17 protein-coding genes are annotated in these 16,153 nt (G+C 73.2%); 5 read left to right on the top strand and 12 right to left on the bottom strand.

Features of this window, described 5'->3' with window-relative positions:
* Positions 1 to 9: 9 nt before the first annotated feature.
* Entirely contained in the window at positions 10 to 804 is a 795-nt protein-coding gene (locus AB0M97_RS09775) for an EI24 domain-containing protein (RefSeq protein WP_365960232.1), read from the top strand.
* Positions 805 to 827: 23 nt separating this feature from the next.
* Here AB0M97_RS09775 and AB0M97_RS09780 read toward each other — a convergent pair whose 3' ends face one another.
* From AB0M97_RS09780 to AB0M97_RS09790, 3 genes are all read right to left on the bottom strand, one after another.
* The gene (locus AB0M97_RS09780; RefSeq protein ID WP_365960233.1) at positions 828 to 2,096 is read right to left on the bottom strand and encodes a pyroglutamyl peptidase; all 1,269 of its coding nucleotides are present in this window, start codon (positions 2,094 to 2,096) and stop codon (positions 828 to 830) included.
* Between the two features lie 105 nt (positions 2,097 to 2,201).
* On the bottom strand, positions 2,202 to 3,179 hold the full coding sequence (locus AB0M97_RS09785; protein WP_365960234.1) for an aldose epimerase family protein: 978 nt from the start codon (positions 3,177 to 3,179) through the stop codon (positions 2,202 to 2,204).
* Positions 3,180 to 3,194: 15 nt separating this feature from the next.
* The gene (locus AB0M97_RS09790; RefSeq protein WP_365960353.1) at positions 3,195 to 4,076 is read right to left on the bottom strand and encodes an SGNH/GDSL hydrolase family protein; all 882 of its coding nucleotides are present in this window, start codon (positions 4,074 to 4,076) and stop codon (positions 3,195 to 3,197) included.
* A gap of 253 nt (positions 4,077 to 4,329) precedes the next feature.
* Here AB0M97_RS09790 and AB0M97_RS09795 point away from each other — a divergent pair, with 253 nt between their 5' ends.
* Positions 4,330 to 4,824: a DUF3145 domain-containing protein gene (locus AB0M97_RS09795; RefSeq protein ID WP_365960235.1), complete on the top strand. Its 495-nt coding sequence runs from the start codon at positions 4,330 to 4,332 to the stop codon at positions 4,822 to 4,824.
* Between the two features lie 95 nt (positions 4,825 to 4,919).
* Here AB0M97_RS09795 and AB0M97_RS09800 read toward each other — a convergent pair whose 3' ends face one another.
* From AB0M97_RS09800 to fasR, 5 genes are all read right to left on the bottom strand, one after another.
* Positions 4,920 to 6,191: a beta-ketoacyl-[acyl-carrier-protein] synthase family protein gene (locus AB0M97_RS09800; RefSeq protein WP_365960236.1), complete on the bottom strand. Its 1,272-nt coding sequence runs from the start codon at positions 6,189 to 6,191 to the stop codon at positions 4,920 to 4,922.
* An 82-nt stretch (positions 6,192 to 6,273) separates the two neighbouring features.
* The gene (locus tag AB0M97_RS09805) at positions 6,274 to 6,522 is read right to left on the bottom strand and encodes an acyl carrier protein (protein WP_279549074.1); all 249 of its coding nucleotides are present in this window, start codon (positions 6,520 to 6,522) and stop codon (positions 6,274 to 6,276) included.
* Between the two features lie 100 nt (positions 6,523 to 6,622).
* Entirely contained in the window at positions 6,623 to 7,624 is a 1,002-nt protein-coding gene (locus AB0M97_RS09810; RefSeq protein WP_365960237.1) for a ketoacyl-ACP synthase III, read from the bottom strand.
* A 21-nt stretch (positions 7,625 to 7,645) separates the two neighbouring features.
* Positions 7,646 to 8,584 carry an ACP S-malonyltransferase gene (locus tag AB0M97_RS09815; RefSeq protein WP_365960238.1) on the bottom strand — a complete coding sequence of 313 codons (939 nt, stop codon included), beginning with the start codon at positions 8,582 to 8,584 and terminating at the stop codon, positions 7,646 to 7,648.
* Positions 8,585 to 8,673: 89 nt separating this feature from the next.
* The gene (gene fasR / locus AB0M97_RS09820; protein ID WP_365960240.1) at positions 8,674 to 9,879 is read right to left on the bottom strand and encodes a fatty acid biosynthesis transcriptional regulator FasR; all 1,206 of its coding nucleotides are present in this window, start codon (positions 9,877 to 9,879) and stop codon (positions 8,674 to 8,676) included.
* Positions 9,880 to 9,942: 63 nt separating this feature from the next.
* Here fasR and AB0M97_RS09825 point away from each other — a divergent pair, with 63 nt between their 5' ends.
* Entirely contained in the window at positions 9,943 to 10,593 is a 651-nt protein-coding gene (locus AB0M97_RS09825; RefSeq protein WP_365960354.1) for a pirin family protein, read from the top strand.
* A gap of 97 nt (positions 10,594 to 10,690) precedes the next feature.
* Here the strand turns inward: AB0M97_RS09825 and AB0M97_RS09830 are convergent, their stop codons facing one another.
* Entirely contained in the window at positions 10,691 to 11,539 is an 849-nt protein-coding gene (locus tag AB0M97_RS09830; RefSeq protein WP_365960241.1) for a serine hydrolase domain-containing protein, read from the bottom strand.
* A 144-nt stretch (positions 11,540 to 11,683) separates the two neighbouring features.
* Between AB0M97_RS09830 and AB0M97_RS09835 the strand changes: the two genes are divergently transcribed.
* Together AB0M97_RS09835 and AB0M97_RS09840 are read left to right on the top strand one after the other, a co-directional pair.
* Positions 11,684 to 12,142 (top strand): MerR family transcriptional regulator, encoded by a 459-nt coding sequence (locus tag AB0M97_RS09835; protein ID WP_365960242.1) that lies wholly within the window; start codon positions 11,684 to 11,686, stop codon positions 12,140 to 12,142.
* On the top strand, positions 12,139 to 13,155 hold the full coding sequence (locus AB0M97_RS09840) for an aldo/keto reductase (RefSeq protein ID WP_365960243.1): 1,017 nt from the start codon (positions 12,139 to 12,141) through the stop codon (positions 13,153 to 13,155). The genes AB0M97_RS09835 and AB0M97_RS09840 overlap by 4 nt, the downstream gene beginning before the upstream one ends.
* Before the next feature lie 18 nt (positions 13,156 to 13,173).
* Here the strand turns inward: AB0M97_RS09840 and AB0M97_RS09845 are convergent, their stop codons facing one another.
* The 3 genes from AB0M97_RS09845 to AB0M97_RS09855 form a co-directional block, all read right to left on the bottom strand.
* Positions 13,174 to 14,025 carry a DUF4429 domain-containing protein gene (locus AB0M97_RS09845; RefSeq protein ID WP_365960244.1) on the bottom strand — a complete coding sequence of 284 codons (852 nt, stop codon included), beginning with the start codon at positions 14,023 to 14,025 and terminating at the stop codon, positions 13,174 to 13,176.
* 66 nt (positions 14,026 to 14,091) lie between these two features.
* On the bottom strand, positions 14,092 to 15,309 hold the full coding sequence (locus AB0M97_RS09850; RefSeq protein WP_365960245.1) for an alpha/beta hydrolase: 1,218 nt from the start codon (positions 15,307 to 15,309) through the stop codon (positions 14,092 to 14,094).
* A gap of 81 nt (positions 15,310 to 15,390) precedes the next feature.
* Complete coding sequence (locus AB0M97_RS09855) at positions 15,391 to 16,053, bottom strand: TetR family transcriptional regulator (RefSeq protein ID WP_365960246.1); 663 nt, start codon at positions 16,051 to 16,053, stop codon at positions 15,391 to 15,393.
* Positions 16,054 to 16,153: the final 100 nt, after the last annotated feature.

The raw sequence follows: 16,153 nt of genomic DNA on the forward strand, positions 1-16,153 counted from the left end.
GGTGCCCCCATGCGCGATCTTGGGGTGGGTCTCGGGTATCTGCTGAAGGGCCAGCGGTGGGTGGCCCGGCACGGCAGGCAGTACGGCTTCGGGCTGCTGCCCGGCCTCATCACGCTCGTCCTGTACGCGGCGGCGCTCGTCTCCCTCGCCCTGTGGGGCGACAACCTCGTCGGCTGGGCCACGCCCTTCGCCGACGACTGGACGAGCCCGTGGCAGGGACTGTTCCGCGGCTTCCTCACCGCCGTCCTGTTCGTCCTCGCCCTGCTGCTGTCCGTCGTCACCTTCACCGCGGTGACGCTCCTGATCGGCCAGCCCTTCTACGAGAGCCTGTCCGAGCGGGTCGACCGCGACGTCTCACCGGACGGCACCGCGCCCGAGTCGAACCTGCCGCTCTGGCGCGAGCTGTGGATCTCGGGCCGCGACAGCCTGCGCGTCGTCCTGCGCGCCGCCGTGTGGGGCGTGCTCCTCTTCGCGCTGGGCTTCGTGCCCGTCCTCGGCCAGACGGCCGTCCCGGTGATCGGCTTCCTCGTCACCGGCTTCTTCCTCACCGAGGAACTCGCCGCCGTCGCCCTCCAGCGCCGCGGCGTCGAACTGCGCGACCGCCTCACCCTGCTGCGCTCCCGCAGGACCCTGGTCTGGGGCTTCGGCACGCCCCTCGCGGTGTCCTTCCTGGTGCCGTTCGTCGCGGTGTTCCTGATGCCGGGCGCGGTCGCGGGCGCCACCCTCCTCGCCCGCGACCTGATGGGCGAGGAGACGCGGGAGAACGGCGCCACCGCCCCGGCGAAGGACGACGGCGCCCGCTGACCGGCATCCCGGCCCCCTCGGCGTCAGCCTTCCGTCGCCCCGCCGGCCTCCGCGGCCACCACCAGGATCGACCGCACCTGCGCGACGATGTCCAGCCGGTTGCGCACGAACTCCGGGTCCGTCACCGTGCCGCTCGCCGGATCGGTGTTCCCGGCGCCGAACTGCAGCACCGGCGTGTGCAGATGCCCGCCCGGCAGCACCCCGCCCAGCCCCAGCCGGTCCCGCAGCAGCGTCACCCGGTACGCGATCTCGTTGGACAGGTAGTCCCCGCCGCCCCCGGCCCGCGCTGCCGACCCCGGCGTGGGCCCGTCCGGCCGCACCACGGGCTGCGTCCCGCCCGCCGGTATCTCCGTCACGCCCGTGTTGTCGTAGACCGGGAAGCGGCCGGTCTCCGCGCCCGTGACGGCCTCGTACGGCAGCGTGGTCGTCGTCCACTGCGGCTGGGAGGCCGGGTCGGCGACCGGGATCGTCCCCGTGGAGGAGGCGTTCTCGTTGTCCGGGAAGCCGCCCCGCCAGGCCCCGTTGGTCCGCTCCACGTCGAACCGGCCGACCCGCCCCTGGCTCACCGTCGTGAACAGGTCGACCTCGGGCAGATACCGCCGCAGCGCCCGCTCCACCACGCCGTCCGCGAAGTCCCGCCAGCGCACCGGGAACACGGTCGTCTCGACGCGCGCCGGTCCGTCCGCCGTCTCGATCACCGTGCCGTCCAGGGCCAGCGCCGTCGCCCCGGACGGGTTGGAGATCCGGATGTCCCGGTCCAGCGTGAACGGGTCGAACCCGGTGAGCAGAATCCGCTTGATCCCGTCATCGCGCGGATAGCGGATCGCGCCCTGACCGCGCGAGGTCCGCTCCAGCTCGCCGACCAGCCCGGCCCTTTGCGCCTCGGTCAGCCCGAACTCCGGCTCCCACGAGCGCAGTTCCCGGGTCATCGCCAGCCGCGCCCAGTACAGCGGCCGGTCGTCGTCCCGGCTGAGGTCACCGCCCGCCGGGCCACGCCCCTGCACCCGGTCGACCGCCCGCCGCCACAGCGCCGAGCCCTCCCGTACGACGACCCGGCGCGCCTCGGCGGGGGAGCGCGCCGCCTCCAGCGCCCGCGTGAACCGCGCCGCCGCGGCGTCGAAGCCGGAGAGCCGCAGGATCTCCCGCGGCACGTGCCTGTCGAGCCGCTGTTCCTCGACGGTCGGCGCGGGAGCGGCGGGAGCCCCGGCCGTGCCCGCCGTCGCGGGAGTGGTGGCGAGCCCTGCCACCAGGGTCAGTCCGAGTACGCCGATCCGAACACGTGGGGAAGCCAAGGCAGTCCAGGTCCTTCCGTCGTCGCGGCGGTGCGTGGCACCGGAGGGCCGCAGTATGCGCGACGGAAGGACGGCACGCCATGGCGCGTGCCCCGGCCGGCCCGGCTAGCGCACCGAGAACGCGTACACCGTCTCCGAGCGGTACACCTCGCCCGGCCGCAGCACCGTGCTCGGGAAGTCCGGCCGGTTCGGGGAGTCGGGGAAGTGCTGGGTCTCCAGCGCGATGCCGTCGCCGGGCGCGAACGGCTCGCTCAGGTAGTCCCCGGTGTAGAGCTGAAGACCCGGCTCGGTGGTCGACACGGTCATCACCCGGCCCGACGCCGGGTCGTACAGCTCGGCCACCTCGACGGGCGTGGCCGTGACGCCCTTGTCCAGCACGAAGTTGTGGTCGTACCCGGCGCCCACCTTGCGCGGCTGCCGGAAGTCGAAGCGGGTGCCCGCCACCTCCCGCGGGGCGCCCACCGGGATCAGGTCCTCGTCGACCGGCGTGAAACGCGCCGCGTCCAGCCGCAGTTCGTGACCACCCGCGTCCCCGGCACGCGCACCCGCCAGGTTGACGTAGCCGTGATGCGTCAGGTTCACCACCGTCGGGGCGTCCGTCACCGCCTCGTAGGCGAAGCGCAGCGCACCCGACTCCTCCAGCGTGTACGTCGCCGTGACCTCCAGGCGGCCCGGGAAGCCCTCCTCGCCGTGCGGGCTGACCCGCGTCAGGCGCACGCCGTGCTCGATGCCGGTGACGTCCCACACCCGCTTGTCGAAGCCGCGCTCCCCGCCGTGCAGCGAGTTCGGCCCGTCGTTGCGCGCCAGGGCGTAGGTGCGCCCGTCGAGCGGGAAACGGCCCCCGGCGATCCGGTTGGCGTACCGGCCGATCAGCGCGCCGAAATACGGCTCCGGCTGTGCGACATAGCCGTCCAGGCCGTCGAACCCGAGCGCCACGTCTGCCGCGCGCCCGTCCCGGTCCGGGACCTCGACGGACTGCACGATCCCGCCGTACGACAGCACCCGCACCCGTACCCCCGCGCGCTCCAGGGTCCAGCGGTGGACCGGGGAGCCGTCGGGAAGCGTGCCGAAGAGTTCGTTCATGTGCGGAACTCTAAGTCAGGGCCGTGGCGCCGTGACGGAGCGGTGGGCGATCTCCGCCAACCGGGCCTGGCCGTTCACACTCGGGTGGAACCAGTCCCAGTGGCTCAACTGGTCCGTGCCGAAGCGGTAGTCGTGCACGGCGCCGCCGTCGGTGCGGCACCGCTCGTCCTTGGCGCACACCTGCGCCAGCACCTCGTTGTAGTCCCGCACCCGCTGGTGCACCGTCTCCCGGCGCAGGTTCGCCGCCGCGTCCACGGCCTCCGCGTCGCCCAGCATGGAGGGGCAGATGCCCAGCTTCCACACCTGCCGGCCGAGGGTGCTGGTGCGGCCCTGCTCCCACAGCCGCTTCAGGTTCGGCACGCTCGCCACGTACACCTGCGTCTTCGGCAGCGCCTCGCGCAGCGTGCGCATGGCCTTCTCGAAGTCGGCGCGGAACGCGGCGACCGGCGTCATCGCCGCCGTCGTCGGACGGCAGGCGTCGTTCGCCCCGACGAGCACCGTCACCAGCTGCGGCTCGTGCCGCACCGCCCGCGCCATCTGGCCCGGCAGGTCCGCCATCCGGGCGCCCGACACGGCGAGGTTCCAGCTCCGCCGGGCCGCGCCCGCCCTCCCCAGCAGCCGCACGGCCAGGCTGTCGACCCGCGGGCTGCCGCCCGTCGCCCACGACACCTCCGGGCAGTCCGCCAGGACCTCGCAGGCGTCGAAACCCGTCGTGATGGAGTCGCCCACGGCGGCCACCGACGACGGGCTGCGGTCCCACACCGGCTCCGGCGACGGCCTCACGCGCGTCGGGGAGCCGGACGCCCCGGCGGAGCCGTCACCGCCGGCGTCGCACCCGGCGACCCCCGCGACGGCCAGCGCCACGACGGCGGCCACGGCCCGCGCCCCGTTCCGCATTCCCATGCCCCGCTGGTCCCCTCGGTCGGCGTACAAAGGTCCTCCTCCATGACAACGCGCGCGGGTTCCCGGACCCGGCCGGTGCAACGTCACACACCCGTACAGGCGTCCCCCTGGGTGAATGCGGGAGTTTCGGGGCAGTGGGACCGACGGTACGTCACACTCCCCGCGCCCCCGCGCGGTAGCCTCGGCCCATGGCCGGCGTGCCACTGCCCGCCCGTATCGACAGGTCCCGCTCAGCCCGGAGGTCCAGGTGACGACACGTGGAGTTTTGTACGTGCACTCCGCGCCGCGCGCGCTGTGCCCGCACGTCGAGTGGGCCGTCGCCGGGGTGCTCGGCACCCGCGTCAGCCTCGACTGGATCCGGCAGCCCGCCGCGCCCGGCACCTGGCGCTCGGAGTTCTCCTGGCAGGGCGAGGCCGGCACCGCCTCCAAGCTGGCGTCCGCGCTGAGAGGCTGGCACCTGCTGCGCTTCGAGGTCACCGCCGAGCCCTGCGCCACCGCCGAGGGCGAGCGCTACAGCTGCACCCCCGACCTCGGCATCTTCCACGCCGTCACCGGCATCCACGGCGACATCCTCATCCCCGAGGACCGGCTGCGCGCCGCCCTCCAGCGCTCCCAGCGCGGCGAGACCGACCTCGCGGCGGAACTGTCCAGGCTGCTGGGCAAGCCCTGGGACGACGAGCTGGAACCCTTCCGGTACGCGGGCGAGGGCGCCCCGGTGCGCTGGCTGCACCAGGTGGTCTGACGCGCCGGCTGCACCGGGTGGTCCGAGAGACCTGAGAAACGGCCAGTGGCCCGGCCTCCCCAGGGAGACCGGGCCACTGCTCGTCCACAGCGCCGTCACACCGACCGGAACGCCAGCACCACGTTGTGCCCGCCGAAGCCGAACGAGTCGTTCAGCGCGACGATCGGCCCCTCCACGGGCAGCTTGCGCGCCTCACCGCGCACCACGTCCGCGTTGGCCTCGGCCTCCGGGTCGAGGTTGTCGACGTTGATGGTCGGCGGAGCCACCCGGTGGTACAGCGCGAGCACGGAGGCGACCGTCTCGACACCACCGGCACCACCGAGCAGATGCCCGGTCATCGACTTCGTCGCGGACACCGCCACGTGGTCCGTGTCGTCGCCGAACACCTTGCGCAGCGCTTTCAGCTCGGCGATGTCACCGGCCGGCGTCGACGTGGCGTGCGCGTTGACGTGCACGATCTCGGCCGGCTTCAGGTTCGTGCGGTCCAGCAGGTTGTGCAGGGCGTGCGCGATGCCGCGGCCCTCGGGCTCCGGCTGCACGATGTCGTGGCTGTCGGCGGAGACGCCCTGCCCGACCGCCTCGACGTACACCCGCGCACCGCGCTTCGCGGCGTGCTCGGCGGACTCCAGGACGACCACGCCGGCGCCCTCGCCGAGGACGAAGCCGTCACGGGCGACGTCGTAGGGCCGCGAGGCGCCCTGCGGGTCGTCGTTGTTCTTGGACATCGCCATCATGTTGCCGAACGCGGCGATGGGCAGCGGGTGGATCGCCGCCTCCGTGCCGCCCGCGACGACGACGTCGGCGCGGCCGGTGCGGATCATCTCGATGGCGTAGCCGATGGCCTCGGCACCCGACGCGCACGCCGAGACCGGCGTGTGCACGCCCGCGCGGGCGCCCACGGCCAGACCGACGTTCGCCGACGGGCCGTTCGGCATCAGCATGGGAACGGTGTGCGGGGAGACACGGCGTACGCCCTTCTCCTTCAGCACGTCGTACTGGTCGAGCAGGGTCGTCACGCCGCCGATGCCGGACGCGATGACCGCGCCCAGCCGGTCGGGGTCGACGGAACCGTCCTCACCGGCCTTGCCGGTGAAGCCGGCGTCGGCCCACGCCTCCTTGGCGGCGATCAGCGCGAACTGCGCCGAACGGTCCAGGCGGCGGGCCTGCGGCCGCGGGATGACCTCGGACGGTTCCACGGCGATCTGCGCCGCGATGCGGACCGCCTGGTCGGCGGCCCACTCCTGCTCCAGCGGCGTCACGCCGGAACGTCCGGCGATCAGGCCCTCCCAGGTAGAGGCTGCGTCGCCACCCAGCGGTGTGGTTGCGCCGATACCGGTGACGACCACGGTGCGATTGGTCGAGCTCACGGGAATTCCTTCTCCAACGAATACGAGGATTCAGCGGCGCCACCGCCGGGTGGCGGGGCCGGGCACCGGCCCGAGCGGGGACTCAGGCCTGGTGCTTGAGGATGTAGTCGGTGGCGTCGCCGACGGTCTTGAGGTTCTTCACGTCGTCGTCCGGGATCTTGACGTCGAAGCGCTCCTCGGCGGCGACGACGACCTCGACCATGGACAGCGAGTCGACGTCCAGGTCGTCGGTGAAGGACTTGTCCAGCTGGACGTCCTCGGCGGGGATGCCGGCGATCTCGTTCACGATCTCGGCGAGACCGGCGACGATCTCTTCCTGAGTGGCGGCCATGTCAGGCGCTCCTTCGTTGTTTTCCAGAGGGTTGGCGCCCGCCGCGCGAGCGGCAGGCGTCTGCGGTGCCCGTGCCGGACAGAAATCCGGCACTGAGTGCCTAAGGGAGGGTAACGACCGTCGCGGCGTACACGAGACCCGCCCCGAATCCGATGACGAGGGCGGTGTCGCCGCTCTTCGCCTCGCCGGTCGCCAGAAGCCGCTCCATCGCGAGCGGAATCGACGCGGCCGACGTGTTGCCGGTGGTGCGCACGTCACGCGCGACCGTGACGTGCTCCGGCAGCTTGAGGGTTTTCACCATCGAGTCGATGATCCGCTCGTTGGCCTGGTGGGGGATGAAGACGTCCAGGTCGGCCGGGCTGACCCCGGCGACCTCCAGCGCCTCCTGCGCGACCTTCGCCATCTCGAACACGGCCCAGCGGAACACCGCCTGGCCCTCCTGCGCGATCGCTGGGAAACGCTCGACCGTGCCGTCGCGGTAGTCCGTCCACGGCACCGTCTGCTTGATGGTCTCCGCCTTGTCGCCCTCGGAGCCCCACACCGTCGGGCCGATCGCCGGTTCCTGCGAGGGGCCGACCACGACCGCGCCCGCGCCGTCGCCGAACAGGAAGGCCGTCGCCCGGTCCTCCAGGTCGGTCAGGTCGCTGAGCCGCTCCACGCCGATGACCAGCACGTACTCGGCGGAACCCTCGACGATCAGGCCCTTGGCGAGGGTGAGGCCGTAGCCGAAGCCCGCGCAGCCCGCCGAGATGTCGAAGGCGGCGGCCCTGTTCGTGCCGAGCTTGTCGGCGATCTCGGTGGCGACGGCCGGGGTCTGCTTGAAGTGCGAGACCGTGGAGACGATGACGGCGCCGATCTGCGCGACCGAGATCCCGGCGTCGGCGATCGCCTTGCCGGACGCCTCGATCGACATCGCCGCGACGGTCTCCTCGGCGTCCGCCCAGTGCCGCGTCTCGATGCCGGAGCGCGAGCGGATCCACTCGTCGGAGGAGTCGATCCGTTCCAGGATGACCTCGTTCGTCACGATCCGGGTCGGGCGGTAGCCGCCCACACCGAGGATGCGCGCGTACGGGGCGCCCTTGCTGGGCTTGATCTTCGCCATGCGGTGGGGCTCCTTAGGGCGTCAGGCGCCCGCTGCGTCGGCAGCAGGTTCGGACGCGGTGGCGGCGAGCTCGCGGGCCGCGTCGAGGTCGTCGGGGGTCTTCAGGGCCAGCGTCCGCACGCCGGGCAGGGCGCGCTTGGCGAGGCCGGTCAGGGTGCCGCCCGGGCACACCTCGATCAGGGCGGTGACGCCGAGCTGCTTGAACGTCTCCATGCACAGGTCCCAGCGGACCGGGTTGGCGACCTGGCCGACCAGCCGCTGAAGCACCTCGGCGCCGGTGGCGACGGCCTGGCCGTCCCGGTTGGAGACGTAGCGGGTCGCCGGGTCGGCCGGCGTCAGCTCCTTCGCCGCCTCGGCCAGCCGGTCCACGGCCGGGGCCATGTGGTGGGTGTGGAAGGCGCCGGCCACCTTCAGCGCGACCACCTTGCGGACGCCCTCGGGCTTGTCCTCGTTCAGTGCGGCGAGCTGCTCCAGCGTGCCCGCCGCGACGACCTGGCCCGCGCCGTTGATGTTGGCCGGGGTCAGACCCAGCTTCTCCAGGTGCGCCACCGTGACCTCGGGGTCGCCGCCGAGCAGCGCCGCCATGCCGGTCTCGGTGACCGCCGCGGCCTCGGCCATCGCCAGGCCCCGCCTGCGGACGAGGGTGAGCGCCGCGGTGTCGTCCAGGACGCCGGCGAACGCGGCGGCCGTGATCTCGCCGACGCTGTGCCCGGCGACCGCACCCGGCGAGATGTCACCGAGTGCCGCGGCGGACAGCAGGCCGGCGGCGACGAGCAGCGGCTGCGCCACGGCGGTGTCACGGATCTCGTCCGCGTCGGCCTTCGTGCCGTAGTGGGCGAGATCCAGTCCGACGGCGTCCGACCATGCGGCGACGCGGTCGGCGGCACCGGGGAGTTCGAGCCAGGGAGTCAGGAAGCCGGGCGTCTGGGCGCCCTGGCCGGGAGCGACGAGTACGAGCACTCTCACACTCTCTCTTGGGTACGGGCACGGCCGCCCGTGACGACAGGGACGAAGAACACGAAGGGGTTTTGTGGAGCCCCGACAAAACGCTAGAACTGGGGATCTCCGTCGGCGAGACGCCCCAGGATCAGCGCGATCCGGAGCGTGAACGCCGACCGTACATCCGAAGGCGACCATCCGGTGACGTCAGTCACACGTCGGAGCCGGTAGCGAACGGTGTTGGGGTGCACGAACAGCATCCGCGCCGCACCCTCCAGACTGCTCGCCTGCTCCAGATAGACGCTGAGCGTCTCCAGCAGCGCGGCCCCCGCCTCCTCCAGCGGTCTGTAGATCTCCTCCACCAACTGCTCGCGCGCCGACGGGTCTCCGGCCATCGCCCGCTCCGGGAGCAGATCGTCCGCCAGCACCGGCCGCGGGGCGTCCTGCCACGCGGAGCACGCCTTCAGCCCGGCAGCGGCGGCCTGCGCGGACCGGGTCGCGGCCAGCAGGTCCGGCACGACGGGCCCGGCCACCACGGGGCCCGCGGCGAACGGCCCGATCAGCGACTTCGCCACGGCCAGCGGATTGTCGCTGCCGCCCGCGATCACCACCAGGCGCGCCCCGAGCACACCGGTCAGCACCTGGAGCTTGGCGTGCCGGGCGGCGCGCCGGATCGCCTCCACGGTCAGCTCCGAGTCGCCGTCGGGCGCCGTGCCCAGCACCACGCACACGTGCTCCGGCGAGTTCCAGCCGAGCGCGGCGGCCCGGCTGACGGCGCCCTCGTCGGCCTCTCCGCTGAGGACCGCGTTCACGACGAGCGACTCCAGGCGCGCGTCCCAGGCACCGCGTGCCTCGGCGGCCTGGGCGTAGACCTGCGCGGTGGCGAAGGCGATCTCCCGGGCGTACACCAGCAGCGCCTCGCGCAGCACCGACTCGTCGCCCGGTGCGGCCACCTCGTCGATGGCGCTCTCCATGACCTCGATGGTGGTGCGCACCATCTCGACGGTCTGCCGCAGCGTGATCGCCCGGGTCAGCTCGCGCGGCGCGGTGCCGAAGACGTCGGTGGAGATCGCCTGCGGGGCGTCCGGGCGGCGGAACCACTCGGTGAACGCGGCGATGCCCGCCTGCGCGACCAGCCCGATCCAGGAGCGGTTCTCCGGGGGCATCGCCCGGTACCACGGCAGCGTCTCGTCCATCCGCGCGATGGCCTGCGCGGCGAGGGTACCGGACGACTTCTCCAGCCGCTTCAGGGTCGCGGTGTGCGGGTGGGAGGCACGGGCTGCGGCTGCGGACTTGCTGGATTCGGGTTCGGGCACGGGGACAAGAGTGCCTTATCCGGACGGGAGCGTGCGCCGCCGGGGGCTACCGTGGACGCCGTGATGGACGTACGGCGCGCCGACGAGCGCTACCCAGGGGGCGACCCGGCGGCCGGCATCGAGTCCTGGCACGCCTTCTCCTTCGGCCCCCACTACGACCCGGACAACCTCCGCTTCGGCGCGCTGATCGCCTGCAACGAGGAGCGCCTGGCACCCGGTGCCGGGTTCGCCGAGCATCCGCACAGCCACACCGAGATCGTGACGTGGGTGGTCGAGGGCGAGCTGACGCACCGCGACTCGACGGGCCACGAGACGCGCATCCGGCCCGGGGACGTGCAGCGCCTGAGCGCGGCGAGCGGCGTGCGCCACGTCGAACGCAACGACGGCGACATCCCGCTGGTCTTCGTCCAGATGTGGCTGGCCCCGCTCCGGCCGGGCGGCGACCCGCACTACGAGACGGTCCACGGCATCGCGGACGCCACCCCGTACGCCCTCCCGGAGGCGGGGGCGATGCTGCACGTGCGCCGCCTGGCCCCGGGGGAGCGCACGGCGGTCCCGGACGCGGGCCACGTGTACGTGCACGTCGTGCGCGGCGAGGTCGGACTCGACGGCACGCGGCTGGCCCCGGGCGACGCGGCCCGCGTCACGGCGGCGAAGGACCTGACGGCGACGGCGGAGACGGCGGCCGAGCTGCTGCTGTGGGAGATGACCTAGGGTCGCGCGGGAGGGACCCCCATCGCGTCGTCGCCCTCCTCCGCCTCGCAGCTGCACGCACCAGGCTCCGCCCGGGCGGGCCCGGAGGCACGGCGCATCACGGCCGGGCCGGTCCGAACGACGGGCCCTGGCGCAGCTCGGCGAGCACGGCGTCGGTGAACGCCGGCCACGCCTCGGCCGCCCACGGGCCGAACGCCCGGTCGGTCAGGGCGACGCACGCCAGCCCGGCCACCGGGTCGATCCACAGGAAGGTCCCGGACTGGCCGAAGTGGCCGAAGGTGCGCGGCGAGGACGCGGAGCCCGTCCAGTGCGGGGACTTGGCGGCCCGGATCTCGAAGCCGAGGCCCCAGTCGTTGGGGTTCTGGTGGCCGTAGCCCGGCAGGACGCCCTTGGTCCCGGGGTACTGCACGGTCATCGCCTCGGCCACCGTGCGGGGGTCCAGCAGGCGCGGCGCCTGCACCTCGGCGGCGAACCGCAGCAGGTCCTCCACCGTGGACACGCCGTCCTTCGCGGGCGATCCGTCGAGCGAGGTCGACGTCATGCCCAGCGGCTCCAGCACCGCCTGCCGCAGGTACTCCGCGAACGGGATGTCGGTGGCCTTGGCGAGGTGGTCCCCGAGCTGCTCGAACCCGGCGTTGGAGTACAGCCGCCGCTCACCGGGCGGCGCGGTCACCCTGTGCTCGTCGAAGGCGAGGCCGGAGGTGTGCGCGAGCAGGTGCCGGACCGTCGACCCGGGCGGCCCGGCGGGCTCGTCCAGTTCGACGGCGCCCTCCTCGTGGGCGACGAGCGCCGCGTACGCCGCGAGCGGCTTGGTGACCGACGCCAGCGGGAAGCGCCGCCCGGCCGGCCCGTGGGTGCCGAGGACCGTGCCGTCGGTCCGTACGGCACCGGCCGCGGCGGTGGGAACGGGCCAGTTCTCGATCAACGCGAGGCTGTTCAGCGACATGCGGACGAGCCTATGCGGCTCACGGACCCGGCCGCACCGAGGGGTCGGATCCGGTGGCCCGGCGCCCCCGGCCGCCTCCCGCGGGCCGATTTCTCCCGGGTTTCGCTTGCTTGGAGTGCACTCCAGGGTTCTAGCGTGGGGCGCATGACGGTGATGGAGACCCCCACAACCGACAGTTGCGCGGGACCACGGCAGCAGGACCGGCGCCCGGACGGCCAGGACAAGTACACGATCAGCGAGGTCGCCGCCCTCACCGGCCTGACGGCGCACACCCTGCGGTGGTACGAGCGCATCGGGCTGATGCCGCACATCGACCGCTCGCACACCGGGCAGCGCCGCTACACCAACCGCGACCTCGACTGGCTCGACCTGGTCGGCAAGCTGCGCCTGACGGGCATGCCGGTCGCGGACATGGTGCGGTACGCGGAACTCGTCCGCGAGGGCGACCACACCTACGGCGAGCGCTTCGAGCTGCTGAAGTCGACCCGCGAGGACGTGCTCGCGCGGATCGCCGAACTCCAGGGCACGCTGGCCGTGCTCGACCGCAAGATCAGCTTCTACGCGGACGCCGGGCAGCCCCTGGCGTCGGAGAGGTCCCGATGACGGACAGCAGGATCGCGACGGCACAACTGGGCGAGGACGGCCCCGAGGTGGGCGTGCAGGGCCTGGGCTGCATGGGCATGAGCTTCGCCTACGGCCCGGCGGACACCGACGCCTCCAGGGCGACCCTGGAGCGGGCCCTGGAACTCGGCGTCACGCTGTACGACACGGCGGACGCGTACGGCGCCGGCGAGAACGAGCGGTTCCTCGCGCCGTTCTTCAAGGCGCACCGGGAAGAGGTCGTCATCGCGACGAAGTTCGCCCTGGCCATCCCCCCGGACGAGCCGACCCGGCGCGTCATCCGCAACGACGCGCCGTACATCCGCCAGGCCGTCGAGGCCAGCCTGAAGCGGCTCGACGTCGACGTGATCGACCTCTACTACATGCACCGCAGGGACGTGAACGTCCCCATCGAGGACACCGTCGGCGTCATGGCGGAGCTGGTCCGCGAGGGCAAGGTCAAGCAGCTGGGCCTGAGCGAGGTCACCGCCGAGGAACTGCGCGCCGCGCACGCCGTGCACCCCGTCGCCGCCGTGCAGTCGGAGTGGTCGCTGTTCAGCCGGGACATCGAGGCCCGGGTGGTGCCCGCGGCCCGCGAGCTGGGCGTGACCCTCGTGCCGTACTCGCCGCTCGGCCGGGGCTTCCTCACCGGGGCCTTCGTCAACGCCGAACAGGACCTGACGGCCGGTGACTTCCGCCGTCAGCAGCCCCGCTTCACGGGCGACAACGCGGCGGCCAACGCGGCCCTGCTGGAACCGGTCCGCGCGGTCGCCGAGGCGCACGGCGCGACCCCCGGCCAGATCGCCCTGGCCTGGGTGCACGCCCAGGCGGCGGTCCACGCCCTGCCGGTCGTCCCGATCCCCGGCACCCGCAAGCCGGCGCGGGTGGAGGAGAACACGGCGGCGACACGCATCGAGCTGACGCGGGAGGAACTGGCCCTGCTGGACCCGATCGCGTCGAAGGTGGCGGGCGACCGCTACGCCGACATGACGTTCACGTCGGCGGGCCGGGAGTAACACCCGGCCGGGGCGGAGCTACAGCTCGGCCAGCAACTCCCGCTTCTTGCTGGAGAACTCCTCGTCCGTGACCAGCCCGGCCCGGTGCAGCTCCCCGAGGTGCCGGATCCGCTCGGCGATGTCGGCCGGGTCCCGCCGGGGCGCCGGCACGGACACCGGGTCGGCCGGGCGGCACCGCCGTACCGCCGCCAGCACCGCCGCCGCGAACGGCAGCGACTCGTGCACGGTCCCGTACCCGAGGCCGAACACGACGGCGGCCGGGTCCTGGTCGGGCTGCGGCGGCTGCCCGCCCGCCGCGTCCCGGCGCAGCAGCCGCAGGTGCCCCTCGAACACCTCGGGGGAGCGCCATTCCACGCCGACGAGGCCGTCGACCGGGAACGTCTGGTCGCCGGCCTTCCACTTCGCCGTCGACGCGCCGGTCCAGGACCACCGGAAGGACACCGACGTCCCGTCGAAGGAGGCCTTCCCGTCGTACGCCTTGAAGTGCAGCGGTGCCCGCGGCGCGGCCACCAGGTGCCGCTCGGCCGGGCCGGAGGAGGTCAGCCGGGCGCGCAGCTCGTCGGCGTAGTACTCGGCGAGCGTCTCCCGCTCGGCGGGCAGCACCAGCCGGTACGGGTCGCAGCCCTCCTTCAGCTGTCCGGCCGCCGCCTCCATCAGCGGGTCGGCGCCGGGCCGCGGCTCGGCGCGCAGCACGACCGTGCCGCGCCTGCCCGGCGTCAGCGTCACCGAGGCGATCGCCTCCAGCGGGATGCGCCGTTCACCGAGCGCCTGGAACAGCTTGGGTGTGCGCAGCCCTCGTTCGTAGCGGATGAGCACGGAGTCGGACTCGAACTCCCAGGCGGCATGAAATCCGGCCAGTACATCACCCATGCGGCTCATCGTATGCGGCACGCCCTCTTCCGTCCCCTCCACGCGCATCCCGCATTTTCTCCGCTTCTACGCGCGTCCGGAAGGGGCGGCGCCGGACACACCCGCACGGCAGCCGCCGTCCTGACCCGCGCACCGGACCGAGTCGTACGCGCCCACACCGATCCCGGCGAAGTTCAGCAGGCTGTCCGTGCCGGGTTCGAAATAGCCGCTGTGGCCCTTCGCGTCCGCCGCCGACAGCACCCGCGCGCCGAAGCCCGGCGACACCGGGTCGGCGCCGTGACCGAGCCCGCCGACCTCCAGGTACGGCACGTCCTGCACCCAGTCGTCCGCGTCCCGCATCGCCCACACCCGGGCGGTGGTGCGGAGTTGGGACGCCGTGGCGGCGCGCATGCCGGGGCTGCCCGCCACCGCGATGTCGGCGACCCGGTCCGGCAGGTGGCGCGCGGCGAGCCCGCACAGCACGGAGCCGTAGCTGTGGCAGAACAGCGCGACGGGCGCGCGGCCGGGCAGCGCCCGCACCAGCGCGTCGAGCCGGACGGCTCCGTCGGCGGCGCGCGGCGCGGTGGCCGCGTCCATGCCGACGCCGCGGGGCGCGGTGTAATCGGCCCAGGCGATCACGGCCGTACGGGTCGAGGGGCTCGCGGCGCGCTCGGCCGCGTACAGCGCCTTGGCCATGCCGACCGGCGCGGAGTACGTGCGGTGGGTGCGCTGGAAGGTGAGCAGGTGGGTGTCGACGCCGGGGACGACGACGGAGACCCGCTCGGCCTTCCGCAGGCTGCCGAACACCTCGGCGACACGGCCGGAGCCCTCCGGGCTGAAGGCGAGGATGCGGCGTCCGGGGCTCATCAGGGCCTGGAGGCGGTGCATGCGGCGGCCCGCCTCGTGCTTCCCGGCGGGCGTGAGGCGGCTGTCGCGCATGCGCCTGCGCTCGACGTCGCGGGCCTGGCGGAGCGCGATGCGGTTGGCGCGGTAGCGCAGTTCTACCGGGGCGCCGTTCATGTTGCCGACCACGAGCGGGTGGCGGCGGGCGAGGCCGGTGCGCTGCCGCTCGGTGAGCGAGGCGAAGAACCGGGCGAGCCGGGCGGGGGCGGCCTGCGCGTCGGGCAGCCGGTGTCCGGCGATGCGCCCGTTCTCCCAGGCGGAGAGCGCGGCCTTCAGCGGCGTCGCCGGCTGCTGGCCGCGCATCGCGGTCCAGCCGGTGGTCGCCAGCATCACGAACACCACGGCCAGCGCGAGCAGGGCACGCCAGACGTTCAGTTGCGGGGAGGTGTCGAAGGAAGTCACTGAAAGGACACACTAGGAGAACGGAAGGGTCTCGCGTGAGCCATGTGGCCGGGATCACGTTTCGATCCTGCCGACGAGGGTTCAGTCGACGCGCCAGCTCCCGGTGAGGGCCGGTCCCACCTGGTCCAGGTGGGCGGCGGTGAGGTCCCGGATCGCGGCGATGCTGACGTCCTCGCCCACCGACCAGCGCCGTTCGGTCACCCGCATCACCGCGCCGAACATGGCCACCACCAGCCGCGGCCGGGGATCGGCGTCCACGTCCAGGCCCTCGCGCTCGGCGATGATGCGGGCGATCTCCTCCTCCACCTCCATCGACCGGCGCAGATGGACGGCGAGCAGCGCGGGCGTTGACTCGATCGCCCGGTAGGCCCGCATGTGCAGTTCCAGCGGCACGACCCGCTCGATCGCCTCGCCGATGGCGTCCCAGCTCTCCAGGGCGGCCCGGCGCAGCGCCTCCAGCGGCGCCTCGTGCGCCGGCCGCTCGCGCACAGCCTGGACGTAGTGGGACTCCACCAGCCGGGTCACGAAGAGGGCGGCGTCCTCCTTGCTCGTGAAGTAGCGGAAGAAGGTGCGCTGCGAGACGTCGACGGCCTCGACGATCTCGTCGACGGTGGTCCGCTCGAAGCCGCGGGTGGTGAACAGCTCCAGGGCGACCCGCAGCAGCGCGTCCCGGGTGCGCTGCTTCTTCCGCTCGCGCAGCCCCGGCCGCGGCGTCGCCGTACGGGCGGTGTCCGCCGTCTCCAATGCGCCTCACTTCTCTCAAGGGCTCGCACCTGCACGGATCTTCGCGCGGCGTCCGCCTCTCCGTGCAGTTCAGGCTATACGCGGGTTCGTGTCAGTCGCC

The organism is Streptomyces sp. NPDC051207 (assembly GCF_040682395.1).
GTDB lineage: Bacteria > Actinomycetota > Actinomycetes > Streptomycetales > Streptomycetaceae > Streptomyces.